Genomic DNA, 25151 nt, shown 5'->3' with positions numbered 1-25151 from the left:
TTGGAAGGCAGGGAGAGGGCGGAGTTGCCGCGCTCTCTTCTGTCGATCGCCAGCCTCACGACCGCTTCAGCCCCGAGAGCCGGATCATCCCGTCGGGATTGATCACGAAGCCCTGGATGTTGGAGCGCAGCGCGAAGAAGACGGTCTGGTTGTAGAGATAGACGATCGGCAATTCGTCCTGGAGGATCTTCTGGGCCGCGTCATAGCGCTTCTTGCGCTCGGCGACGTCGTAGATCGTGCGGGCCTCGTCGAGCAGCTTGTCGACCTCGGCATTGGAGTACTTGCCGTCGTTCTGGTTGCCCTTGGTCGTCACGAACGGATGGATGTTTCCGTCCGGGTCGATGCGGCCGGACCATCCGATCCGGCTCATCTGGAATTTGCCCTGCTGCTGGTCGCGCAATTGGCTGGCGAACTCGCTGGAGCGGATCTGGATATCGATGCCGGCTTCCTGCGCCATCGCCTGGATCACCTGGCCGAGCTGGGCATCGACCGGGTTGTTGGTGACGAAGAGCTCGACCGAAACCTTGCTCTGTCCGGCCTCCTTGAGCAGCGCCTTGGCCTTGGCGACGTCGCGCTCCGGTACGGGCAAGGCGGCGGAGAGATACTGGTTGCCCGGGTTGAAGGGCTGGTTCATCGGCGCATAGAGCCCCTCGAACACCACCTGGCTCAGCACCTTCCGGTCGATCGACAGCGACAGCGCCTGCCGGACGCGCTTGTCCTTACCCATCGGCTGGTTGGCGGCATCGCCATGGTTGGTGTTGATGGTGATGCCCTGATAGCCGAGATTGGCGGTGCTCTGGACCTTGAGGTTCTTGTCGCCCTGCGCCGACTTCACATCGGTCGGGGCCAGCCGCTCCAGCATGTCGAGTTCGCCGGCACGCAGGTTGGCAAGGCGCACCGTGGTGTCGGGAATGGCGCGGTAGACGATCCGGTCGAACTGGTACTTGTCGGCTTCCCAGTGCCCCTTGAACTTCTCCAGCACGATCCGGTCGTTCTGGACGCGCTCGACGAACTGGTAGGGGCCGGAGCAGATCGGCTTGGCGGTGATATCGGGGCCCAGACTTTTCGGCGACAGCATCATGCCGGCGCGGTCGGTGAGCTGGGCCAGCAGCGTGGCGTCGGGGCGCTTCAGCTTGAAGACGAGCGTCGCCGGATCGGGCGCGCTGACGCTCTCGACCGAGGCGAGCTCGGACTTGCGCAGCGAATCCGGCAGCGTCATCGCCCGCTCGATATTGGCCTTGGCGGCTTCGGCGTTGAAGATCTCGCCGTCATGGAACTTGGCGTCGGTGCGCAGCTTCATGGTCAGCGTCAGCCCGTCCGCCGAGAACGACCACTGCGTCGCGAGCCGCGGGATGATCTTCAGCTCCGGATCGATGTCGACGAGCCGGTCGCACAGGCCCATGAAGACGATGCGGCCGACGAAGGTGCGCGCCTTGTGCGGGTCGAGCATATCGGGGTCTTCCTGGAGACCGATCCGCAAGGTCGATGGCGATTGGGCTTGGGCCGGAAGTGCGGCGAGGCCGAGCAAGGCCGCCGACGCCAGCAGAACAATACGCTTCATGGCTGTTCCCCTTAGTGTTTTGTGTTGATGCTGGCCCGTTGAGTGGCGCTCCCTCGCTCTTCGGCGCTTGCGGGAGTTCCGTGGGTCGTTCTGAGTTGGTCCCATTCGGTACCAAGCTGGCGCATTTTTCGGTGATCGTCGATAGGCTCGGCTTGCTCCAGCCGGGCGTTGCCGCGAACATTCCACGCCACCGCGATCGGTGCAATGGATACAGTGTGACGGCCAGGGTCGACGGTGCCTGCATGGCGGCGGGGCGGCCAAGGTCTGTCGCAGCCCGCACGAATTCTGGTATGCAAGATTCTGCCGATTGCGCGCGCATCAGAGGCGGCGCGGCACAGGAAAGGTCTAGTGATGCTGCTGGGTGTGATTGCCGACGACATGACGGGCGCGACCGACGTCGCCCTGATGCTGAACCGCGCCGGGATGCGGACGGTTCAGGTCATCGGTGCGCCCGCCGCCGGAGCAAAACTGCCTGAGGCCGATGCGGTCGTCGTCGCGCTGAAATCGCGCACCAATCTTGTCGCCGAGGCGGTGGCGGATTCGCTCGCTGCCTGCGAGGCGCTGCTTGCCAGCGGCGCGCGCCAGATCCTGTTCAAGTATTGCTCGACCTTCGATTCGACCGCCAAGGGCAATATCGGCCCGGTCGCGGATGCGTTGATGCAGCGCCTCAATGCGCATCAGGCGATCGTCTGCCCGGCCTTCCCGGCCAATGGCCGCTCGATCTTCCAGGGTTATCTCTTCGTCGGCGAGGTGCCGCTGCATGAGAGCTCAATGAAAGACCACCCGCTGACGCCGATGCGGGATTCCAATCTGATGCGATTGATGGGCGCGCAGACCAGCCACAAGGTCGGGCTCGCCTCCTACGCCGCCGTCAACCAGGGCGCTGCCGCCGTGCGCAAGCGCCTGGCCGAGCTCGCAGCCGACGGCGTGCGCTATGTCGTCACCGATGCGCTCGACAACGGCCATCTGATGGTGCTCGGCGAGGCCATCTCCGATCATGTCCTGCTCACCGGCGGCTCCGGCATTGCGATGGGCCTGCCCGAGAACTTCCGCAAGGCGGGGCTACTGCCTTGGCGTGAGACCGCGACGCATCTTGCGGCGCCCGCGGGCCGCGCCGGCATCATCTCGGGCAGCTGCTCGACCGCGACGCGCGGCCAGATCAAGGCGGCGCTCGCGGCCGGCATCCCGGCGCTGAAGGTCGACCCGCTGGCGCTGGCCGGCGGCAAGCAGACGGCGAAGGAACTGGCCGACTGGGCCTTGGCCCAGTCGGCCGACAAGCCCTTCCTCGTCTATTCCAGCGACGATCCGGCCGAGGTCGCCTCGGTGCAGGACAAGCTCGGCCGCGACAAGGCCGGCGAGATCGTCGAGCACGCTTTCGCCGAGGTCGCGCGGCTGCTGAACGTCGGCGGCGTCACCCGCCTGCTCGTCGCCGGCGGCGAGACCTCCGGCGCTGTCGTGCAGGGGCTTTCCATCCGCACCCTGGAGATCGGGCCGGAGATCGACCCCGGCGTGCCCTGGACCCGCGTCGTCGACGGACCGGAGATGGTGGTGGCGCTGAAGTCGGGGAACTTCGGCGTGCCCGATTTCTTCCTCAAGGCGTGGGAGCTGCTGAGGTAGCGCGATCGTGTCGCGGCCTGTCGCGTTTGCACTGCGGCAAACTCGTATAGGATGGCGCTGACAGCAGGCCTTTGGGGGTGCAGATGGCGTTTCTTGGCGATCTCCTGACCAGCGTCGCCGATCGCGGCCGGGCGCTGATCAATTTCGAGCGTTTCGCCTCGAATCGTCGCCGGCCGCTCGACAAGCTCTGCGAGGACCTGCTCTCGGGCCGCGGTGAGGCCTCGGGCATGGCGCTGGCGCAGGCGGTGCTGGAGGATTGGGAGCGGCTCGACGAAGCCGGCCGGCTCGCCTTCTTCCGCCTGCTGCAGGAGCGCTTCGGCCCCGATCGCGAGCGGCTCGACGCCGCGTTGGAGCGTTATCGCGATAATCCCGATGCCGAGGCGATCGGCCAGCTCCACCTCGCCTCCGAGCCGCGCCGGCAGGAGCTCTTCCGCCGCCTCAATCTCGCGCCGGGCGGCACACATGTGCTGGTGCGCATGCGTGAGAGCCTGTTCGAGGCGATGAAGGAGGAGCCCGAACTCAAGGCGGTCGATGCCGATTTCCGGCACCTGTTCGGCTCCTGGTTCAATCGCGGCTTCCTGGTGCTGCGCCGCATCGACTGGACCACGCCCGCCAACGTGCTGGAGAAGATCATCCGCTACGAGGCGGTCCACGCCATCAAGGACTGGGACGATCTGCGCCGCCGGCTCGAGCCGGCCGACCGGCGCTGCTTCGCCTTCTTCCACCCGCAGCTGATCGACGAGCCGCTGATCTTCGTCGAGGTGGCGCTGACCCGCGAGAATCCGAGCCGGATCGTCGACGTGCTGAGCGAGGACCGCGAGGTGCTGCCAGCCTCCTCGGCGACCACGGCGGTGTTCTATTCGATCTCCAACTGCCAGGAGGGGCTGCGCGGCATCTCCTTCGGCAATTTCCTGATCAAGCAGGTCGCGGAGGACCTGAAGCGGGAGCTGCCGGGGCTCGACGTCTTCGTCACGCTCTCGCCGGTGCCGGGCTTCGCCCGCTGGCTCGGGCCGGCGCTGGACGAGCCGGCCGAGCTCGGCCTGACCAATGAGGAAGCGGCGCTGCTGCTGCAGGCTCCGGCCGAGATCGCGGCGCAGGACGAGGTCACCAGCGCCCGCCGCGACAAGCTGCTCGGCCAGATGATGGCGCAGTACATGCTACGGGCCCGCACCTCCTCGGGCCGCGTGATCGATCCCGTCGCTCGCTTCCATCTCGGCAATGGCGCGCGGCTGGAGCGGATCAATGTCGGCGGCAACCTGTCCGACCGGGGCCTGCGCGAGTCGCATGGCGTCATGGTCAATTACCGCTATGAGCTCGACGACATCGAGACCAATCACGAAGCCTTCGCCAGCCGCAACACCGTGGTCGCTTCCTCCTCGGTGAAGAAGCAGTTGCGGCCGGCGACCAAGTGAACAAAGACAACGGAAACGCCTGAAAGGACCCGAAATCATGGGCAATCATCTGTTCGACCTGATCAAGGCCCGCATGCCGGCGCCGACTGCGCCCTTCGCGGTCCTCGATGATGGCCAGACCTATACTTATGCCGACATGGTCGCGGTCTCCGCCCGCTTCGCCAATGCGCTGGTGGGCCTCGGCGTGAAGCCGGGCGACCGCGTCGCCGTCCAGGTCGAGAAGAGCTTGGACGCCTTGATGCTCTATCTCGGCACCGTCCGTGCCGGCGCGATCTTCCTGCCGCTCAACACCGCCTATACGCCGGCCGAGATCGAGTACTTCCTCGGCGATGCCGAGCCGGCTGTCTTCGTCTGCGATCCCGCCAAGGCGCAGGCGCTGAAACCTTTCGCCGACAAGGCTGGAGCGAAGCTCGAGACCCTCGGTGTCGGCGCCGGCAGCCTGCTCGACAAGGCCAATGCCGCTTCGGCCGAATTCGCCGATGTCGCGCGCGGCGCCGATGATCTCGCTGCCATCCTCTACACCTCCGGCACGACCGGGCGCTCCAAGGGCGCCATGCTCAGCCATGACAACCTCGCCTCGAACGCCTTGTCGCTGGTCGACTACTGGCGCTTCAGCAAGGACGATGTGCTGCTGCACGCGCTGCCGATCTTCCACACCCACGGCCTTTTCGTCGCGACCAACACCATCCTCCTGGCCGGCGCCTCGATGATCCTGCTGCCGAAGTTCGATCCCGAGCAGGTGTTCAAGTACCTGCCCAAGGCGACCAGCATGATGGGCGTGCCGACTTTCTATGTCCGGCTCTTGCAGGATCAGCGCCTGTCGAAGGAGGCGGTGAAGCATATGCGCCTCTTCGTCTCCGGCTCGGCGCCGCTGCTGGCCGAGACGCATCGCGAATGGCGCGAGCGCACCGGCCACGCCATCCTCGAGCGCTACGGCATGACCGAGACCAATATGAATACCTCGAACCCCTATGACGGGGACCGGGTGGCGGGCACTGTCGGCTTCCCGCTGCCGGGCGTCTCGGCCCGCGTCACCGATCCGGAGAGCGGCAAGGAACTCGCCCGCGACGAGATCGGCATGATCGAGGTGAAGGGGCCGAACGTCTTCAAGGGCTATTGGCGCAACCCGGAGAAGACGGCCGCCGAGTTCCGGGCCGACGGCTTCTTCATCACTGGCGACCTCGGCAAGATCGACCCGGCCGGCTACGTCCACATCGTCGGGCGCGGCAAGGACCTGATCATCACCGGCGGCTACAATGTCTATCCCAAGGAAGTCGAGGCCGAGATCGACGAGATGCCGGGCGTGATCGAGAGCGCCGTGATCGGCTGCCCGCATCCCGATTTCGGCGAGGGCGTCACCGCCGTCGTGGTGGCCAAGCCCGGCGCCGAGGTCAGCGCCGCCGGCATCGCCGCAGCGCTGGAGCAGCGCCTCGCGAAGTTCAAGCAGCCCAAGCAGGTCTTCGTCGTTGCCGACCTGCCGCGCAACACGATGGGCAAGGTCCAGAAGAACCTGCTGCGCGAGCAGTACAAGGACATCTACGCCAAGCAGCTCAAGGCTGGAGAGTAAGCGGGGCTCGTTCGAATGGAGGACGCGGTCAGGCGCTTCCGGAGCAAGGATCGGTGCAGAGATATCTGCACCACCCTCCGGAGATCGTCATGCGACGCTTCCTACTGCCGCTTCTCGCAACCGTTTTCGGCTCGGCGGGGATCGCCTCTGCCGCCACCGACTGCAGGGGGACGCTGACCGGGCGCTGGGCCACCAAGGGCGATGTCGCCATGGGGCCGATGAAGATCAAGGTCGACAATCTCGACGCCTACAACGCGGACGGCTCGTTCAGGGCCGTCCGCCGTTTCGTCAATCAGGAGGGGAAGTGGGAGGAGCAGGTCACCTCCGGGCAGTGGACCACCAAGCCCGGTTCTGGTGCTGGTGAATGCGTGCTGGAGATGTCCCTCAAGAGCGAATTCGGCAGTTCCAGCTCATCGACGACGGTGACCGTCATCGATCGCAATACCTTCCGCTCCTTCGGTGTCGACGCCAGGCGGGTCAAATAAGCGCCCGCTCAGGCGTGCGCCGGCGCCTTCAGCTCGATCGTCTCGCCATCGGCTGGGATCAGCAGCCGCTCGCGGCCGATGCCGCGGGCCTCGGCCGCTTCGCGCAGCGCCTGCCGGCTGACGCTGGCATGGTCGAGCGCTTCCATATGGGTCGCGACGATCACCGCCTGCGGCGCCTCTTCGGCGAGGTCGAGCGTCTGCTGCGCATCCATCACGATCAGCGTGCCATCCCAGAGCGCGCCGCAAGAATGAGTGACGATCACGTCGGGCTCGGCCTTGGCGACGGCCTCCTGCAGCGGCGGATAGAGCACGCTATCGCCGCACCAGTAGACGGAAGGCTCGCCCGGCGCTTCCAGGGTGAAGCCCATGACCTTGCCCATGACGTCGACGACCGGCCCGGTGCCATGCTGGGCCGGCTGCGACTTCACCACGATCGGCCCGATCCGGACGAAGCATTCGAGCGGCTCGACATTGCTGAAGCCGGCCTCCCGGATCGCCTCCTCGTTGCCGGGCTGGCAGATCAGCGGGATGTCCTTAGGGATCCGCGCCTTGGCGACCTCGTCGAAATGGTCGGCATGCAGATGCGAGACGATGACATGGTCGACGCCGGCGAGGATGTCCTCGATCGGCTCGGGCAGGTCGACCATCGGGTTCTGAGACTTGCCGGCGATCGAGCGGCGGCTGAGTTTCTCGCCGAGATCGGGATCGATCAGCAGGGTCTTGCCGGCATAGCTCAGCTTGAGCAGGGCGTTGCGCAGGAGTTTGAGCTGCATGGCGGCTCCGCAGAAGGAGGGATCGGTTTGCCCGATCCTTCCCTCCCTCAGCCCCCGCGACCAGTTCGAATTTGTGAAGCAAACTGCATCGCGGCGTTAGGTGACTGCATTTTCAGGGAAATTTTCCACTCGCTGCCCTCACTGCATTGAATTCGTCTCCGACAAGCTCCTGACATGGCAAATCCCTGCCTGCGAGTTGCCGATATCGTGTCGTGCCGGGAGCCGTTCAGGCTGCGAACTGGCCGTAGGGCACGCTGTTGCGGGCGGTCCGGAGTGCGCTCGCCCACCAGTGCAACTGGCCGAGCATGGTCGCCATCGCCCGCTCGGCCCGGTCGGCATCGCGCAGGCGGCCGGTCTCGTCGAACTGGTCCCAGGCATTGGCGAAGCAGACGCCGTCGCGGATCGTCGCGGCGTGCAGTTCGGCGAAGACGAGGCGAAGTTGCTCGACGGCGCGCAGGCCTCCAGAGACCCCGCCATAGGAGACGAAGGCGACCGGCTTGCCGCGCCATTCCGCGCCGGTGCCGTCGATCAGCGCCTTCAGCGGGGCCGGGAAGCTGCGGTTGTATTCGGGCGTGACGACGATGAAGGCATCGGCCCGGCCGAGCCGTTCGGTCTGCTCGGCGAGATCGTGCGCGCCGGGATCGACGCTCTCGACCGAGAACGGGCCGTCGCCCTCGATCTGCGTGATCGTCCAGCCGGCGACCTTGGTGCACAGGCGCCCTTGGCGCGTGCTGCCATAGATCACGGCGACCTTGATTTGGGGGGTGAGCGGGCGATGCATGGGACGGCTCCGGAGGGCTGGCGGTGCAGCGGAGCGATCTCTATAAGACCTCAAGTAAGGTTAAGGTCAAGCGCTATGAAGCACCCCGCCCGCAATCCCTTTGCCGACGATCTCAGCGTCGGCCAGGTCGCGAGCCGCAGCGGTATCGCCGTCTCGGCATTGCACTTCTATGAGGCGGAAGGGCTGATCCGCAGCCGCCGCAATGCCGGCAACCAGCGCCGCTATCCGCGCGAGGTGCTGCGCCGTGTCGCGATCATCAAGGTGGCGCAACGCACCGGCATCCCGCTGAAGACGATCCGCGAGGCCTTCAAGGCGCTGCCGCAGGAGCGCACCCCGACGGCGGAGGACTGGACCCGGCTCTCCGCCGCCTGGAAGGAGGAGCTGGAACACCGCATCGACCGGCTGACGCGCCTGCGCGACCACCTCACCGACTGCATCGGCTGCGGCTGCCTGTCAGTGAAGAGCTGCCCGCTGCACAATCCCTGGGACGAGCTCGGCAAGCAGGGTGCGGGGCCGAGGCTGCTTGATCCGGATTGATCCGGTTCATCCTGCCTTGTGCAGCTTCGTCAGCGGGAACCGCGCCACATCCGCCAGCAGCTCGACGAAGCCCTTGGCCTGAAACTCGGCCGTCGCCTTGCCCTTCTCGGCGGTGGCGAGACTGGCATCGCCCGCCGCGCCGGACGAATGGACGTCCTGCGCCATCCAGGCGAAGGGATGCGCGCCGGTCGGCCTCAGCCACTTATAGCCCTCATCCGCCATCTCGACGGTCCGCGGCACGAAGCAGCCGGCCTTGCTCATGTCGACCAGGTCGGGCCGGAAATGCAGCATCAGCGAGGTCTCGATGTCGCCGGCATGGATGCCGTGTTTGGCGTCCATCTCGTCGTAAAGCCCGGGCGGCAGGCCGAAATTGCTCCAGGAGGTCGAGGCCGCGAATAGGCCCTGACTGACGCGCAGCTCGCGCGCCACCACCTTCATCGGGTCGACATTGCCACCATGGGAGGTGACGAGCACGAGCTTGCGCAGGCCGGCGCGCTTCACGCTCTCGCCGATCTCGATCCAGCTGCGGATCGCACTCTCCCAGGAGATGGTCAGCGTGCCCGGCGAGTGCAGGTGCTCGTTCGACTTGCAGATCGCCTGCGTCGGCAGCACCAGCACGTCGAGTTCGACCGGCACCTGCGGCATCGCCAATGCCAGCATCGCGTTCATCACGGTGGTGTCGACCGACACAGGCAGGTGCGGTCCGTGCTGCTCGATCGCGGCGAGCGGCAGCACGGCGATGGTCGCCTCGGGCGAGAGGCCGGCGAAATCGGTGGTCTTCAGGTCGCCCCAGAAGCGTGCGGTCATGGTTGTGAGGTCTCATAGGTCAAGCTGCGGGCCGGCCCCGCGATTCGCGCCTGCTGCCTCAGGGCGACAGGACTGCCCAGCATAGTGGCCGAGGATGACGAGGGAAGGGCCGATGGCACGCGCACGCCATGCGGGCCGCAGTCTCGCCGGCAGGGTTCGTCTGTGCGAAAGCCGGCCACGACGCATTTCCAGCTGGCCTCAGGCCGTGGCATACAAGCTGCCTGCGGGACGCGAGGGTTGTGCTGTCCGGGGACAGGTTCGCGACATGATGGAGGGGGTTAGGCCATGACGATGAAATATCGCCTCGACCGGCGCGCTGCGCTCGGCCTGCTCGGTGGCTCGGCCGCTTCGGTGCTGATCCCTGTGCCCGGCGCGCGCGTCAATGCGCAGACCCTCGACAAGGTCAGCTACCAGACCAACTGGCGTGCCCAGACCGAGCATGGCGGCTTCTATCTCGCCGCCGCCAATGGCATCTACAAGAAGTACGGCCTCGACGTCGACATCCGCCCCGGCGGCCCGCAGCAGAACCCGACCCAGCTCCTGCTCGGCGGCCGCGTCGACATGATCATGGGCAATTCGCTGGAGGCGCTCAGCTTCGCGCAGGAGAACCTGCCCTTCCTTTGCATCGCCTCGATCTTCCAGAAGGACCCGCAGGTCCTGATCTCGCATCCCGGCCAGGGCAACGACTCGCTCGCTGCCCTCAAGGACAAGCCGATCCTGATCGCGGCCCAGGCCCGCGTCGGCTTCTGGCCGTTCCTGAAGCTGAAGTTCGGCTATCGCGACGAGCAGATCCGGCCCTACACCTTCAATATGGCGCCGTTCCTGGCCGACAAGAAGCTGACCCAGCAGGGTTTCCTGTCCTCCGAGCCCTTCGTCATCCGCAAGGCCGGCGTCGAGCCGGTCGTGCATCTCCTCGCGGATGCCGGCTTCGAGAACTACAACACGACGATCACGATCTCCCGCAAGATGGCGCAGGAGAAGAAGGAGATCGTGCAGCGCTTCGTCGATGCGACGGCCGAGGGCTGGGCCGAATACATGAAGGGCGGTCCGAACATCGCCGCCGCCAACGCCCGGATCCTGAAGGACAATCCGGACATGGATCAGGAGAAGATCGACTACGCCCTCAAGGTGATGAACGAGAACGGCATCGTCGTCTCCGGCGATGCGAAGACGCTCGGTATCGGCGCCATGACCGATGCCCGCTGGGCGAGCTTCGCCAAGACCATGACCGAGGCCGGCGTCATTCCCGCCGGGGTCGACGTCAAGAAGGCTTACAGCCTGGAGTTCATCAACAAGGGCGTGGGCAAGCCATAGGACAGCGTCATGCTCGGGCTTGTCCCGAGCATCTCTTGCCGGAGATTCTCGGGTCTGCGCTGCGCTCCGCCCGAGAATGACGGCTTTTCACACAACGGATCATCAGGCCTTTGGACACAGCCTATCTGAGCACACATCCGGCGGCGGGGCAGGAGAGCGGGCCTCCGCTCGTCTCGATCCGCCGGGTCTCCAAGCAGTTCGCCAACGGCACCATCGCCGTGCGCGACGTCGATCTCGATCTCGGCACCGGCGAGTTCATCAGCCTACTCGGCCCCTCCGGCTGCGGCAAGTCGACCTTGCTGCGCATGGTCGCCGGGCTCGGCAGCCCGTCCACCGGCACGATCGACTGGCCCGGCGCTGGTGAGGATAAAGCCGAGCGCGATCTCGGCTTCGTCTTCCAGGACCCGACGCTGATGCCCTGGGCGAATGCACTGTCCAACGTGATGCTGCCGCTGGTCTTGAAGCATGTGCCGCGGCGTGAAGCCGAAGAGCGCGCGGCTGAGATGCTGGCGCTGGTCGGCCTCAAGGGCTTCGAGAAATCCTATCCGCGCGAGCTCTCCGGCGGCATGAAGATGCGCGTCTCGATAGCTCGCGCTTTGGTGATGCGGCCGAAGATCTTGCTGATGGACGAGCCCTTCGCCGCGCTCGACGAGATCACCCGCCACCGCCTCAACGACGACCTCCTGAACCTGTGGTGGCGCGAGCGCTTCACCGCCGTGTTCGTCACCCATTCGGTCTTCGAATCCGTCTATCTCTCGCAGCGCATCGTGGTGATGGCGGCGCGGCCCGGCCGCGTCATGGCCGATCTCGACGTCTCCGCGCCCTATCCGCGCGACGAACTGTTCCGGACCTCGGCCGAATACGCCCATCTCTGCCGGCTCGCCTCCGGCAAGCTCAAGGAGGCGATCGGCGCATGAGCTCCTCGTCCCCCGCAACTGCGGTGCCGCATGACGGCACCGACGCTGAAGCCCGCCCACTCGCCGTCGCCGAGGCGACCGTCCTCGGCCTGCCTGTGAGCTTCTGGCCGCGCATCCTCGCGCCGATCGCCGTCGGCATCCTGGTGCTCGGGCTCTGGGAATTCGCCGTGCGCTGGAACGAGGTGCCGTCCTATGTGCTGCCCGGGCCGCTCCTGGTCGGCCAGACGCTGATCGCCGATTGGGGCACGCTCTCGGCCTCGCTCTGGGTGACTTTGCGCATCACCTTCATGGCGCTGGCGGCGGCGGTGATCGTCGGCGTCGCGCTCGCCGTGCTGTTCACCCAGTCGAAATGGCTGGAGATGGCGCTGCTGCCTTATGCCGTAATCCTGCAGGTGACGCCGATCGTCGCGATCGCGCCGCTGATCATCATCTGGGCCGGCGACATCAACCTGTCGCTGCTGATCTGCGCCTGGATCGTCGCCTTCTTCCCGATCCTGTCGAACACCATCCTCGGGCTGAGCTCGGCGGACCACAACCTGATCAACTTCTTCCAGCTGCATGGCGCGACGCGCTGGCAGATGCTGCGCTATCTCAAGCTGCCTGCGGCGCTGCCGTACTTCCTCGCCGGTCTCAAGATCTCGGGCGGGCTGGCGCTGATCGGCGCTGTCGTCGCCGAGTTCGTGGCCGGCACCGGCGGCTCGGAATCCGGGTTGGCCTATCGCATCCTCGAGGCGGGCTATCAGCTCAAGATTCCGCGCGTCTTCGCGGCACTGCTGATGATCTCGCTCTCGGGCATCGCGATCTTCCTGGCGACCAGCCTGATCTCGCATCTCCTGCTGCGGCGCTGGCACGAGAGCGCGCTGAAGCGCGAGAACTGAGCCCTGATAGAAGGGGTCAGCCGAAGAAGTGCAGCCGGTCCTCGACCGGCAGCGAGGCGATCGCCCGCAGGTCGGCCTCGGAATAGCTCAGCTCGAGACGCGCCGAACTGGCCGTTTCCGGTAGCATGATCGCCTCGGCCGGCGCGCCGACATCGGCGAAGGCGATATCGTCCTCGGCCACCTGCGTGCTGCTGCGCCGGCGATAGGGTTGCGTCTGCTGGCGCAGGCCGGTTTCGCTCAGGGGCACACGCTGCTTCGTCCCGGCATCGACCACATCGATGTCGCCAAGATCGGTTGCCGGGCCGGCCACGGCCGGGGGCGCCGCGGCGGCGGTCGCGGCCGGAAGCGGTTCCTCGGCTGTGACCGCGACGTCGGCGGCGGCCCGCAAGCTGGCATCGAGCATGGCGACTGTGTCGGCGACCTTCTCGATCTGGTTGGCGCCGGCCTCGATCACCGTGGTCGCGCCGTAGATCTCGGTCGCGCGCCGGTCGAGCCGGTCGCAGAGGTCAGGCTCCGCACCCGCTTCGCGCAGGGTCCAGGCGATCTCCTGGATGGATTCAGCCGCCTCGATGATGCCGGCGGTGGTCTCCTGGATGCGGGCCGACAGGCGGGCGGAGGCGCCCCCGCGGTCGAGATCGTCGCGCAATTCTGCAATGGTGCGGGCGGTTTCCGAGAATTCCGGCCCCAGCTCCGGCACCGCGACCGGCACCGTGCAAAGCCGTTCGAGGCGCTCGATCGCCGACAGCACCATCTCGGTGTCGGCCTGCCGGTTGCGCCTGGCATATTCAGCCAGGAACCAGCGGCCGCGCGCCGTTTCCATCACAGCGGCGGCAATCGTGTCATAGTCGGCCGCGCTCAGCGGAGATAGCGAACGCGCGTCGCTCATGGCCAGGCTGCACTCCATGGGCTGGCCGAATCGTGTTTCGCCGACCGAAGATGCCCATCAGCAAAATTGCTGCTGATTCTTTAAGAAATCGCTGCCAAAGGCATGTCACCGCCGCTCCGGACCGGATTCTCGCGCGTGTTGGCTCTGCGCCTCTCGTTCATGCACGCGCTGAACTTCCTCGGCGTGGGCTTCTATCTGCCATTCTTTCCAGTCTGGCTCGCCTCCAAGGGGCTGGGCGATGTCGACATCGGCTATGTGCTGGCGATCCCGATCCTGGTGCGCGTCTTCGTGGCATCGTCGGTGACGGGGCTCGGTGACCGCCTGCGCCCGAATGTCCTGCTGGCGCTGCTCAATGCATTGGCAGCATTGATCTATTTCGCCCTGGCGCAGCAGACGCAATTCCTGCCGATCGCCGTCCTGACGGCGCTCAGCGCCATCGCCCTGTCGGGTGTGGTGCCGCTGGCCGACGTCCTGACCACCGCGCAGGTGAAGGCCGGCGCGCTGAAGGACTATGGTCGCGTCAGACTCTGGGGCTCGGTGACCTTCGTACTCTCCAATCTCGCTGGCGGTTACCTGATCGCACAGCACGGCGCCTGGTTGATTCCCTTCGTCCTCGCCGGCAGCAGTTCTCTCGCTGCGCTTGCCGCGCTGCAGGCCCCGTCGCCGCCCGGGGGACCTTCGCCAGCCATTTCGCGGGGAGCGTCTGCGGCTGGCTTCGGACGGACGTTCTGGCTCGCAGTCGGGGCGGCGGCTTGCGTCAACGCCACGCATGCGGCGGTCTATGCCTTCAGCTCGCTGCATTGGCGCAGCATCGGCTTCAGCGGCGAGGCGGTCGGCTGGCTCTGGGCGGTTGCAGTCCTTGCCGAGATCGCCGTCTTCCTCGTCTGGGGCAGCATTGCCGCGAGCGGTCTCACCGGATTGCGCTGGATCGCGATCGCGGCCGTCGCAGCCGCGCTGCGCTTCGCGGCGATGAGTGCCGATCCCGGCCTTGCCGTCACCGCCTTCCTGCAACTGCTGCACGGCATCACCTTCGGCTGCATGCATCTCGGCACGCTCGCGGCGCTGTCGGCGCTGTCTCCCGAGGCGCGCCGCGCGGCAGCGCAGGGCAGGCTCGTCGCAGTGAGCGCACTGGTGATGGGGTTGGCGACCATCCTTTCCGGCTATCTCTACCGCCTGTTCGGGTCGGGCGTGTTCCTGGCCATGGTGCCGATCGCGTTGCTCGGGCTGATCCTGGCGGCCCTTGCCATCCTCAGATCGCGCGGCAATACAGGTCTCGGGGGCCGAATCTAAGCGTGGGAGCGGGCGAGCCGTCATGGCTGTCGTCGACGACGTTGAGCCGCAGGCGGTCTATCGCGACGATGGCGGGGTCCTCGTCGTGTCGCTGGCCGGGCGCTGGAGCGTCGGGCGGGCGCCGCGTCTCGAGGCCCTGACCAGCGAATTGACCAAACGCGTCGGCGGTGTCCGCCAGGCGCGCCTCGACCTGTCGGCGATCGAGCGCCTCGACACGCTCGGCGCCTATCTGCTCGACCAGGTCAAGCAAGCGGCCGAGGCGAAGGGCGTTGCCATCGAGCTGACCAGCCGCCGTCCCGAGCATGCGGTGCTCCTGCGCGAGGTCGAGCGCAACGTCACCGACTACCAGCCGCCGGTCCATCCGATCGGGCTCGTCACGGTCCTCGTCGACATCGGCCAGGCTGTCGTCCGTTTCGGCCGCGACCTTGCCGGCGGCGCCGTCTTCCTCGGCGAGGTGATGGCGGGCTGCGTCGGTGCTCTGTTCGGACCACGGCGCTTCCGCGGGCCCTCGCTGGTCAACCAGGTCGAGCTGATCGCCTTCCACGGCGCGCCGATCATCATCCTGATCTCGTTCCTGGTCGGCTGCATCGTCGCGCAGCAGGGCATCTTCCAGCTCCAGCGCTTCGGCGCCACCGCCTTTGTCGTCAATCTGACCGGCATCCTCGTGCTGCGCGAGCTCTCGGTGCTCTTGACCTCGATCATGGTTGCCGGCCGCTCCGGCTCCGCCTTCACGGCCGAGATCGGCTCGATGAAGATGCGCGAGGAGATCGACGCGCTCCGGGTGATGGGGCTCGACCCGATCGAGGTGCTGGTGGTGCCGCGCATCCTGGCGTTGATCATCTCGCTGCCGATCCTGACCTTCATCTCGGCCATGTCCGGCCTCGTCGGCGCCGGCTTGGTGAGCTGGCTCTATGGCGGCATCGGCCTCGACACCTATCTCGACCGCCTGAAATCGGTGATCACCTGGCAGCATTTCGCCGTCGGCCTCATCAAGGCCCCGTTCATGGCGTTCGTGATCGGCCTGATCGCCTCGATCGAGGGACTGGCGGTCAAGGGCTCGGCCGAATCGCTCGGCCATCAGGTGACGGCCTCGGTGGTGAAGGCGATCTTCATGGTGATCGTTGTCGATGGGTTGTTCGCCATGTTCTTCGCCTCGATCCAGATGTGAGGGGCGACGCGATGCTCGACAGGCCCTCGCAGACCGGTCCGCTCGGCCCTCCGGATGAAGCCGGGTCCGCTCCTGAAGCCGTGATTCGCGTTCGCGATCTCAAGGTGGCCTTCGGCGACAAGGTGATCATGGACGGGCTCGATCTCGATGTGATGCGCGGCGAGATTCTCGGCTTCGTCGGCGGCTCGGGCCAGGGCAAGTCGGTGCTGACCCGCACCATCCTCGGTCTCGTGCGCAAGCAGCGTGGCTCGATCGAGGTCTTCGGCGAGAACGTCGACAAGCTCGATCCGCGCGGCAGGCGCCGGCTCGAACGTCGTTTCGGCGTGATGTTCCAGCAGGGCGCGCTGTTCTCGGCGCTCACCGTCAAGCAGAACATCCAGGTGCCGATGCGTGAATATCTCCAGCTCTCGCCGGGGTTGCTGGAAGAGCTCGCCATGCTCAAGATCGAGATGGTCGGATTGAAGCCCGATGCGGCCGACAAGACGCCCTCCGAACTGTCCGGCGGCATGATCAAGCGCGCGGCGCTCGCCCGGGCGCTGGCGCTCGATCCCGAGATCGTCTTCCTGGACGAGCCGACCTCCGGCCTCGATCCGATCGGCGCCGCTGAGTTCGACGAGCTGATCATGACGCTCAAGCAGACTTTGGGCCTGACCGTGTTCATGGTAACCCATGATCTCGATAGTCTTTACGTAGCTTGCGACAGGATTGCCGCCTTGGCGGACAAGCGTGTCATCGCGGTCGGTCCGCTCGCCACCATGCTGGCTTCCGATCATCCCTGGCTGAAGGCGTATTTCGGGGGCGAGCGCGCCCGAGCCCGCATGCCCGATCAAATGAGGACGTGACGGACGCCCGCGATGGAATCCCGTGCGAATTACGCCCTGGTCGGTCTCTTCACCCTCGCCGTGATCGCGGCGATGTTCGGCTTCGCCTATTGGTTCGGCAGTGGCGGGGGCGGCCGCAAGCAGGACGTCAGGGTCATCTTCACCGGGACGGTCACAGGCCTGGGGCGCGGCTCCAGCGTGCTCTTCAACGGCCTGCGTGTGGGCGAGGTCAAGCAGATCGCCCTGCAGCCTGACGACCCGCGCCGCATCTTCGGCGTGATCGAGGTCGACAACACGACGCCGCTGCGGGTCGACACCCGCGCCCGCATCGAGGCGCAGGGGCTTGCCGGCGTCGTCGCCCTGCAATTGATCGGCGGCGAGCCCGATGCTGCCGTGCTGCAGGCGAGGCCAGGCGAGCCGATGCCGACCATCATCGCCGAGCGTTCCGAATTGCAGGACATCATCGAATCCGTCCGCAACGTCGCCAAGAAGGCCGACGAGGTGCTCGGCAGTCTCGACGGGCTGATCAAGACCAACTCCGGCTCGATCACCAACACGGTCCGCAATGTCGAGAAGTTCTCGCAGGCGCTCGGTGACAATTCCGGCAACATCGACAAGCTGATGACGAGCTTCGGCCAGATCGCCGATACGATCGCGCCGCTCTCGCAGAAGCTCGGCACGCTGAGCGAGGAGCTGACCGGAGTGGTCCGCTCGGTCGATCGCGCCAAGATCACCGGCATCATCGACAATGTCGACAAGTTCACCGGGGCGCTGGGCGGCTCGAGCGGCGACGTCTCCAAGGCGGTCAAGGATGTCGCCTCGATCACCGACAAGCTCAATCGCGCCGCCGACCAGGTCGAGGGCGTGCTCAAGGCGGCGCAGTCCTTCCTGAACACGCAGGACGGGCAGGGTGCCTTCGCCGAGGTCGCCAGCGCCGCAAAATCGATTCGGGTGCTGGCCGACAATCTCGACAAGCGCACCGCCGAGATCACGGCCGGCATCAGCCGCTTCACCGGCCCGGGCCTGCGCGACCTCGAAACGCTCGCTTCCGACGGCAAGCGCACGCTCGGGGATCTCAACCGCGTTCTGCGCAATGTCGAGCGCAATCCCCAGCAGTTCATCTTCGGCGGCCGTCCGCCGCTTCCCCAATACAGCGGATCGCGCTAGCCCGTTATGACCATGCCGATTCTGCCCTCGCTGCTTCGTGGTCGTCTGCGCGCCCTGTCCTTGGCTGTGGCAGGCTCGTTGCTGCTGGCCGGCTGCGGCGGCGGATCGGCGCCGACCACCTATGATCTCTCGGCGCCGCGCGATTTCGGCCGCATCGGCGGAGGCGGCGGGGTGCTGATCGTCGCGCAGCCGACGGCGGTGCAGGCACTCGATTCCGACCGGCTGATCGTCAAGGATTCGAGCGGCGCGCTCTCCTTCCTCGGCGGGGCGCAATGGGCTGACCGGGTGCCCAATCTGGTGCAGACCCGCCTGATCCAGACCTTCGAGAACGGCAGCCGCATCGCTGCCGTCGGCCGGCCGGGCGAACGCATCGTGCCCGATTTCCAGCTCAACACCGATATCCGCGCCTTCAACATCGACGCCGCCAGCGGCCAGGCCGTGGTCGAGATCACCGCCAAGCTGATCGGCGACCGCAGTGGCAAGGTCCAGCGCGCCAAGCTGTTCTCGGCCCGCGTGCCGGCAGGCTCCGAGGGGGCGGGGGCGGCGCAAGCCCTCGACCAGGCGCTGTCGCAGGTGCTGATCCAGATCGCCCGCTGGGCGCGCTGACGAAACAAGCTCAACCGGTGGCGCGAACGTCATCGCGCAGTCCGCGTCAAAAAGAAAAGGCCGCCCAAGAGGCGGCCTTTTCGTATCCAGGTCAGCGGCTCTTACTCGAACCGTCCGCTGGCATGGGCCAGCATGGTGTAGACCTTGCCGGTCTCCGAGGTCAGGTAGGTCTTCGCCACCATCGAATCGCGGTCGTCCTTGGCGGCTTCGCCGAGCAGGCGCTCGAACTCCTCGATATAGCGGTCGACCGTCTCCTTGAACTCGGTGTCGCGGCGGTATTTGCGCCGGATCTCGTCGAAGGTCTGCTGGCCCTGCAGCGTGTAGAGCCGGCGGGTGAAGACGTTGCGCTCGCCGCGCTTGTAGCGCTCCCAGAGCTCGACGGCTGCGTCGTGGTCGATCATCCGGGCGATGTCGACCGAGAGCGAATCGAGTTTCTCGATGCTGTGCGCCGTGGGCTTGGCGGCTTCCGGCGCCCGGTCGTCGCGCGAAGCGCGGCTGAGCAGGTCCGACAGCCAGCCCGACTTGGCCGGGGCAGGCTCGGCGCGCTGCGGCTCGGGCCGCACCGGCTCGGGAGCCGGGGCAGGGCGCGCCTGGGCCTTCGGCTCGGGACGTGCCGGCTCCGGCGTCGGGTCGATCGAGGCGCGCAAGGGCTCGGTCAGCACCGGTGCGCTCTGCACGGCGACCGAGGTGGAGACCGCGGCCGATGCCTGATAGGCGGCCGGCCGCCGCTCGCCGTTCGGGCGCGCGACATCGCTGCTGCGGCCCGAGCGCGAGACGATCTCGGTCAGCTCGTTGAGCGCCTTGATCTGGTCGGCGACGACGCGGCGCATGGCGGCGGTCGATTCCTGCGTCTCGCGCGGCAGTTCGAGCACGCCCTTCTTGAGTTCGGTCCGGGTCGTCTCGAGCTCGCGGTGGATCTCCGCCGACATGGTCCGCATGTCCTCGGCAGCGCTCTGGAAGCGCTCGGTGACCTTGGCAAATTCGCCGGAGACCTCGTTCACCACCTCCTCATAGGCGGCGCGCAATGCCTGCGCGGTCGCCTCGCGCTCGCGGCCGCTGGCGGCGCGGATCGAGTCGAATTGCTGGGCGATGGCGCTGCTGGTCGACTCGGCCGCGTCGCCGAGCACGGTGCTGAGCTGACGGGTGCGCGTCTCGGCATTGCTGAGCGAATCGTCGAGCGCCGACGAGAAGGAGCGGGTGATCTGCTCGATGTCATCGGTGCGCGTCGAGATCAGCCCGTGCAGGTGCTCCAGCGCCTCCTTGCGGTCGGCCAGGACATTGCCGACGCGGGCCTCGACCTGCTCCAGCCGCTGCGCGACGGCGTTGAGCGCCGCGGCATTGGCCTGCGAGGTCTCGGTCATCGACGAGCCCTGCGCGTCGATCCGGGAGATCAGCGCTGCGGTGTCGCGCAGCGTTCCTTCCGAATAGCCCTTCAGCGTCGCGATCTGGCTCGCGACCTCCTCGGAGGTCCGGTTGGTCTCCTGCACCACGGTCGAGAGCACGTTCTGCAGTTCCTCGACGCGGCCCGACAGGCTGCCTTCGACCGCCGCGAGGTTCTTGTTCGCGCCGGTGACGATCTGCTGCATCAGCTTGTTCGCCTCGCCGAGGCGGCCGAGCATGCTGCCGAGCTCGCTGCGCAGCTGCTCGTTGGTCTTGAGCAGCGCTTCGACGGAGTGGTTGGTGCCGCTCTCGATCGTCTCGCGCAGTGCGCCCGAAGCAAGCTCGAGCGCCTGGCTGATCTCGGTGCTGCGCTCGTGCAGACCGGCGACCATGCTGTTGCCGCGGTTCTCGATGTTGTTGACCAGGGCCTCGCCGAGGCTGGCGAACTGGTTGGCGAGCGTCACGCCCTTGCGGCCGATCGCATCGACCACGCCGTTGCCGCGCTCGTCGAACAGGGCGCGGAGCTCGTCGGTGCGCGTGGTCAGCGCCGAGCTCATCCCTTCCGACTGCTCCGTCAGGGTCCGGGCCAGGTTGCGGCTGTGCTGGTCGAGCGTGTTCAGCATGTCGCCGCCACGCTCGTCGAACAAGGCGCGCAACTCCTCGGTGCGGCCGGAGAGGGCGGTGGCGATGCCCTCCGAGCGCTCCTGCAGGATCTGTGCGATCTGGCTGCCGCGATGGCCGAGCGCATTGAGGATGCCGCCGCCGCGCTCGTCGAACACGGCGCGCAGCTCGTTCGAACGATCGGAGAGGGCTGCCGCGATGCTGTCCGACTTGTCCTGCAGCGTCTGCGCGATCTGGTTGCCGTGCTGGTCGAGCAGGATGACCAGGCCGGTGCCCTTGTCGTCGAACAGGGCACGCAGCTCGTCGGTGCGGGCGCTGAGCGAGCCGGTGACCGAGGCCGCGGCGCCCTGCAGGGTCTGGACGATCTGGTTGCCCTGCTGATCGAGCAGGGTGATCAGGCCGGTGCCCTTGCCTTCGAACAGGGCGCGGAGCTCGTCGGTGCGGGCACTGAGCGAGCCAGCGACCGAATCCGCGGTGCCTTGCAGCGTCTGGACGATCTGGTTGCCGCGCTCGTCGAGCAGGGTGATCAGTCCGGTGCCCTTGCCCTCGAACAGGGCGCGCAGTTCCTCGGTGCGGCTGTCGAGCGCGCCTGCGACCGAATCCGCCGTGCCCTGCAGGGTCTGCGCGATCTGGCTGCCGCGCGCATCGAGTGCGCCGGAGACCGTGTCGAGCCGGTTGACGACGCGCTCCTCGAACCGCGCCACGCTCTGATCGAGCGTGTCGGCGATCTGCAAGGCGCGCCCGCCCAGCGTCGCATTGATGCTGTCGGCCTTGTCGGCGAGCGTCTGCGTCAGCGCCTCGCTCTTGCTGGTGACGATCTCGCCGATCTCGTCGGCCTTGGCGGTGAGGGCACGGGTGACCTCGCGCCCGCCCTCGGCCATGACGCGGGCGATATCGACCGTGCGCTCGACCAGCGCCTCGTTGAGCGCGCTGGCGCGCGAACCGAGATTGCCGTCGATGCGGGCGATGAGCCCGTCGAGCGAAGTCGCGATCTCGGCGCTCTTGGCGCTGGAACGCTCCTCGAAGGTCTTGATCTGCGTCTCCATGGCGGCGGCCGCTTCCTGCGTGCGGGCCATCATGGTCTCGGCAGCGTGCTGCGAGCGCTCGCCGATCCGCTCGGCCAGCGCCTGGCCTTCCTCGCCGAGCAGCTTCTCGACCTGGCCGAGGCGCAGCGTCACCGAATCGGTGAAGGAGCGGGCGTCGTGGCCTAGCTTGGAAGCCAGCGTGCCGCCGCGGGTGACGATGATCTCCTCGAAGGCGCCGAGGCGGGCACCGATCGAGGCCTCGATCTCGCGGCCCTGGACGTCGAAGAGGCGGTTCAGCGCGTCGTGCTTGCTGGCGAGCGACTCGTTGAGCGCCTGCGAGCGGGCATCGACCGAGCGCAGCAGCGACTCGGCATTGGCGGCGAGCGCCTGGTTGACGCGGCCACCCTGCTGGGTGAGGGCGATGACCACGTCCTTGCCGGTCGCGGCGAGCAGGCTGCTGGCGCGCTCGGCCTCGGTTGTGAAGGTGCCGCGCAGGGCCGTCGCCGCGTCGGTGACACGGTCGGCGATCTCGCGCCCGTCGACGTTGATCGCGTCGGCGAGGGCCTTGGTCGCGTCGTCGAGGCGGCTGGCCAGGGACTGGCTCTGCTCGCCGATGAGGCCATGGACCTCGCGGCCGGTCGCGGTGAGGCCGGCGATGATCGCGTCGCGCTGCGTGCCGAGCAGGGCGCCGACCTCGTCTCCGGCCTGGCCGAGGCGGGCGATGAAGCCGCTGTGCTGGTCGTCGATGACCGATTTCGCCGTCTCGCTGGCGGCGAGGATCTTGGCGGCGAGCGCTTCGCCGGTCTCGTCGAGCTGGCGATGGGCGGTGCCGCTGGCCTCGGCCAGCCGATCGATCAGGGCATTGCCGCGCTCCGCCAGCAGGCCGTGCACCGAGCGGCCGACATCGGCGACGCGGGTGACGAGGGCCTGGCTCTGGCCGGAGAGCAGTTCCTGCATGTCCTGGCCGGTCGCGATGACGCGGCCGCTGAGCGCTTCGCCCTCGGTGATGAGAATGTTGCGCACGCTGGCGCCGGCATCGGAGAGCTGGGTCACCAGCGTCTCGCGCTGGCTGCCGATCGCGGTGTGGACCTCGGTGCCGACATCCGACAGGCGGGCGACGAGGCTGTCACCACGCTCGCCGATCGTGGCATGGACCTCGCGTGCGACCTCGGACAGGCGGGCGATGAGCCCGTCGCCACGCTCGCCGATCGCCGATTCGACGTCGCGGCCGGCATGGGCGACGCGGGCGACGATGCCCTCGGCGCGGTCGCCGAGCGTCCGGTGGATTTCCTCGGTGGTCTCGGACAGCTTGGCGACGAGGCCGTCGCCGCGCTCGCCGATCACGCTTTCGATGCCGCGGCTGGCGTCGGCAATGCGCGCGACGATGCCGTCGGCGCGGCCGCCCAGCGTCTGCTCGATCTCATGGGTGGTTTCGGACAGGCGGGAGACGAGGCCGTCGCCGCGCTCGCCGATCATGGCCTCGACGCTGCGGCCGGCATCGGCCACGCGGTTGACGATGCTGTCGGCGCGCTCGCCGATCGCATGCTCGACGCCCTGGCCGATCTCGGCCATGCGCAGCACCAGCCCGTCGCCGCGCTCGCTGATCGCTTCCTGCAGGCGCTGGCCGGTCTCGGACAGGCGGCCGACCAGGTGGTCACCCTGCTCGCCGATCGTGCTGCGGACCTCGTGGCCGAGATCGGAGAGGCGGGTGACGAGGCTGCTCGCCTCTTCCGAGAACAGGCTGTGCACGGTCGCGCCGACGGCGGAGATGCGCGCGGTCAGCTCCTCGCCGCGTTCGCCGATCAGGTTGTGCAGGCCCTTGCCGGCCTCGTCGAAGCGCAGGGTGATCGAATCGGTCTTCTCGCGCAGCAGGCTGTCGACGGTCTGGACGGTGCCTTCGAGCTTTCCGACCAGCGTCTCGCCCTGACTGGCGATCAGGCCGTGGACGGTGTCGCCGGCCTCCTGGATGCGGCTGACGACGAGCTCGTTCTGCTTGCCGAGCAGCATGTGCACGCCGCGGCCGACTTCGGCGAGGCGCGTGGTGACGCTCTCGCCCTCGCTGCTGATCGAGGTGCGCAGGCTCTCGCCGGTCTCGGTCAGGCGCTGGGTCAGGCTGCTGCTCTGCGTGTCGAACAGGTCGACCAGCGTGCGCCCGCTCTGCTCGAAGCGCTCGGCGACGGTAGCGCCACGCTGGGTGATCTCCTCGGCGAGGGTGTCGCCGGTCGAGCGCAGCGTCTCGTTGACGGTCTCGGCGCGGCTCGCCAGCGACTCGACGACCTGCGCGCCGGTCTCGCTGATGGCGCGGGTGACGTCGCGGGCGCCGGCGGTCAGGCCCTCGGTGAGAACGGCGCCGGTGCGCTCCAGCGAACCAGCGATTTCCTGGGCGCGGTTGTCGAGCACGGCGGTGACGGACTGGCTGGCGCTCGTCATGCGCTCGCTGACGTCGTGCGAGGTCGACTGCAGGCGCTCGACCAGATCGTTGCCGCGGCCGCTGATCTCGTCGACCATGCGTTCGCCGGCATGGCCGAGCGCCAGCGTGATCTGGTCACCCTTGTCGGTCAGGCGCGAGGTCACGCGCTCCCCGGCCTCGGCGACAGCCTCGGAGATCGAGCGGCTGGCGGTCTCCAGGTCCTTGGTGATGCTCTCATGCGCGCCCGAGATCGCGAACTTCACCCGCTCGGCATTGCCGACGACGGATTCGCGCTGGGTCACCAGCTCGTCGATCAGCGAGCGCAGACGGATTTCGTTGTCGGCATAGGCGCGTTCCAGCGTCGCGATCTCGCCGCGGACGATGGTCTCGAGCTCGCCGGCGCGGGCAACCGCGCGCTCGATGCCATCGCCCATCGCGGCGACCTCGCGGCGGATGGTCTGGCTGAGCGACAGCACGGAATCAGTCGCGACGACTTCCGGCTCGGCCAGGCGCAGCGCGACCTCTGTCATGGCGCGCGAGACCAGGCGCATTTCCTGCGTCCGGCGATAGAGCGCCGCCAGCACGAAGAAGAACACCACCGGCGTGCCGGCGCCCAGCGCCAGTAGCGCCCATTGGCCCGGCCCCCAGGCGGCCATGCCGGCCGGCAGGCCCTCCGTGAAGGAGCCGTAGCGGCTGACCAGCGTGAAGCCGACCCCGCCGGCCCAGATCAGGGTGGTAAGGGCGGCAAGCCAATAGGGCCGGCCGGAGGGCCGGGCGGCGAAGGCCTGGACGAGCGAAGACGAATCCCGGCGGTCGTCATTGGCGACGCGGCTGGTGTCCGGCGCGATGGCGGGACGGGAGGGGGCGGGAAGCGGTTCGGATACAGGTTCGGCGTTGGCCGGAGCGCTTTCGACGCGAGGCAGCTCGATCCTGAGCTCGTTCTCCCCCGTCGAGGGCAGCCTTGGTTCGGCCGGAGCCTGACCCTCGGTCTTCGACGGATCGAGCCTCAGCGCCTCCTCGATCGCCGACATTGCCGCTTCGGTCGGATCCTGGAGCTTGTTCTGCCGGGTCATGAATGCCGCCTCGCTACGCTACTTGCGACGGGCGCCACTGTCCGCCGCAGAGCGG

Annotated in this window: 19 protein-coding genes; 13 read left to right on the top strand and 6 right to left on the bottom strand. The window is 67.4% G+C overall.

Translation table 11 applies throughout. The features are described 5' to 3' along the window. Window positions 1-55: 55 nt before the first annotated feature. Window positions 56-1561, bottom strand: coding sequence for an ABC transporter substrate-binding protein (locus VGV58_RS28220; protein ID WP_326877385.1), 1506 nt, complete (start codon window positions 1559-1561; stop codon window positions 56-58). Between the two features lie 351 nt (window positions 1562-1912). Between VGV58_RS28220 and otnK the strand changes: the two genes are divergently transcribed. The 4 genes from otnK (at window position 1913) to VGV58_RS28200 (ending at window position 6642) form a co-directional block, all read left to right on the top strand. Further along, complete coding sequence (gene otnK, locus VGV58_RS28215) at window positions 1913-3178, top strand: 3-oxo-tetronate kinase (RefSeq protein WP_326877384.1); 1266 nt, start codon at window positions 1913-1915, stop codon at window positions 3176-3178. 83 nt (window positions 3179-3261) lie between these two features. Further along, window positions 3262-4590 (top strand): malonyl-CoA decarboxylase, encoded by a 1329-nt coding sequence (locus VGV58_RS28210; RefSeq protein ID WP_326877383.1) that lies wholly within the window; start codon window positions 3262-3264, stop codon window positions 4588-4590. Between the two features lie 37 nt (window positions 4591-4627). Continuing rightward, entirely contained in the window at window positions 4628-6157 is a 1530-nt protein-coding gene (locus tag VGV58_RS28205) for a malonate--CoA ligase (protein WP_326877382.1), read from the top strand. Between the two features lie 89 nt (window positions 6158-6246). Then, window positions 6247-6642 (top strand): hypothetical protein, encoded by a 396-nt coding sequence (locus VGV58_RS28200; protein ID WP_326877381.1) that lies wholly within the window; start codon window positions 6247-6249, stop codon window positions 6640-6642. Window positions 6643-6650: 8 nt separating this feature from the next. On the opposite strand, the gene VGV58_RS28195 is transcribed toward VGV58_RS28200, so the two are convergent. Both VGV58_RS28195 and VGV58_RS28190 read right to left on the bottom strand, forming a co-directional pair. After that, window positions 6651-7415 (bottom strand): MBL fold metallo-hydrolase, encoded by a 765-nt coding sequence (locus VGV58_RS28195; protein ID WP_326877380.1) that lies wholly within the window; start codon window positions 7413-7415, stop codon window positions 6651-6653. A 226-nt stretch (window positions 7416-7641) separates the two neighbouring features. Then, the gene (locus VGV58_RS28190; RefSeq protein WP_326877379.1) at window positions 7642-8196 is read right to left on the bottom strand and encodes an NADPH-dependent FMN reductase; all 555 of its coding nucleotides are present in this window, start codon (window positions 8194-8196) and stop codon (window positions 7642-7644) included. Window positions 8197-8271: 75 nt separating this feature from the next. On the opposite strand from VGV58_RS28190, the gene soxR reads away from it, so the two are divergent. Then, window positions 8272-8733 carry a redox-sensitive transcriptional activator SoxR gene (soxR, locus tag VGV58_RS28185; protein WP_110490784.1) on the top strand — a complete coding sequence of 154 codons (462 nt, stop codon included), beginning with the start codon at window positions 8272-8274 and terminating at the stop codon, window positions 8731-8733. 6 nt (window positions 8734-8739) lie between these two features. Here soxR and VGV58_RS28180 read toward each other — a convergent pair whose 3' ends face one another. After that, a complete protein-coding gene (locus VGV58_RS28180; RefSeq protein ID WP_326877378.1) occupies window positions 8740-9540 on the bottom strand; it encodes a creatininase family protein in 801 nt (266 codons plus the stop codon). Window positions 9541-9825: 285 nt separating this feature from the next. Here VGV58_RS28180 and VGV58_RS28175 point away from each other — a divergent pair, with 285 nt between their 5' ends. The 3 genes from VGV58_RS28175 to VGV58_RS28165 all read left to right on the top strand — a co-directional run bounded on the left by VGV58_RS28175 (window position 9826) and on the right by VGV58_RS28165 (window position 12649). Then, window positions 9826-10854, top strand: a complete 1029-nt coding sequence (locus VGV58_RS28175) for an ABC transporter substrate-binding protein (RefSeq protein ID WP_326877377.1) — start codon at window positions 9826-9828, stop codon at window positions 10852-10854. 110 nt (window positions 10855-10964) lie between these two features. Further along, the gene (locus VGV58_RS28170; RefSeq protein WP_326877376.1) at window positions 10965-11771 is read left to right on the top strand and encodes an ABC transporter ATP-binding protein; all 807 of its coding nucleotides are present in this window, start codon (window positions 10965-10967) and stop codon (window positions 11769-11771) included. Then, window positions 11768-12649 (top strand): ABC transporter permease, encoded by an 882-nt coding sequence (locus VGV58_RS28165; RefSeq protein ID WP_326877375.1) that lies wholly within the window; start codon window positions 11768-11770, stop codon window positions 12647-12649. The genes VGV58_RS28170 and VGV58_RS28165 overlap by 4 nt, the downstream gene beginning before the upstream one ends. 16 nt (window positions 12650-12665) lie before the next feature. Here VGV58_RS28165 and VGV58_RS28160 read toward each other — a convergent pair whose 3' ends face one another. Then, entirely contained in the window at window positions 12666-13535 is an 870-nt protein-coding gene (locus tag VGV58_RS28160; RefSeq protein WP_326877374.1) for a hypothetical protein, read from the bottom strand. Window positions 13536-13670: 135 nt separating this feature from the next. Here VGV58_RS28160 and VGV58_RS28155 point away from each other — a divergent pair, with 135 nt between their 5' ends. The 5 genes from VGV58_RS28155 to VGV58_RS28135 all read left to right on the top strand — a co-directional run bounded on the left by VGV58_RS28155 (window position 13671) and on the right by VGV58_RS28135 (window position 18587). Next, window positions 13671-14825 carry an MFS transporter gene (locus VGV58_RS28155; RefSeq protein ID WP_326877373.1) on the top strand — a complete coding sequence of 385 codons (1155 nt, stop codon included), beginning with the start codon at window positions 13671-13673 and terminating at the stop codon, window positions 14823-14825. Between the two features lie 22 nt (window positions 14826-14847). Continuing rightward, the gene (locus VGV58_RS28150; protein ID WP_326877372.1) at window positions 14848-15993 is read left to right on the top strand and encodes an MlaE family lipid ABC transporter permease subunit; all 1146 of its coding nucleotides are present in this window, start codon (window positions 14848-14850) and stop codon (window positions 15991-15993) included. A 128-nt stretch (window positions 15994-16121) separates the two neighbouring features. After that, window positions 16122-16835 carry an ABC transporter ATP-binding protein gene (locus tag VGV58_RS28145; RefSeq protein ID WP_326877405.1) on the top strand — a complete coding sequence of 238 codons (714 nt, stop codon included), beginning with the start codon at window positions 16122-16124 and terminating at the stop codon, window positions 16833-16835. A 12-nt stretch (window positions 16836-16847) separates the two neighbouring features. Beyond that, window positions 16848-17981 (top strand): MlaD family protein, encoded by a 1134-nt coding sequence (locus VGV58_RS28140; RefSeq protein ID WP_326877371.1) that lies wholly within the window; start codon window positions 16848-16850, stop codon window positions 17979-17981. A 6-nt stretch (window positions 17982-17987) separates the two neighbouring features. Further along, window positions 17988-18587, top strand: a complete 600-nt coding sequence (locus tag VGV58_RS28135) for an ABC-type transport auxiliary lipoprotein family protein (RefSeq protein ID WP_326877370.1) — start codon at window positions 17988-17990, stop codon at window positions 18585-18587. 101 nt (window positions 18588-18688) lie between these two features. On the opposite strand, the gene VGV58_RS28130 is transcribed toward VGV58_RS28135, so the two are convergent. Next, entirely contained in the window at window positions 18689-25096 is a 6408-nt protein-coding gene (locus VGV58_RS28130; protein ID WP_326877369.1) for an apolipoprotein A-IV repeat region-like domain-containing protein, read from the bottom strand. Window positions 25097-25151: the final 55 nt, after the last annotated feature.

This window comes from Allobosea sp. (assembly GCF_035944895.1).
GTDB lineage: Bacteria > Pseudomonadota > Alphaproteobacteria > Rhizobiales > Beijerinckiaceae > Allobosea.
This window is presented reverse-complemented; position numbering and strand designations above follow the sequence as displayed.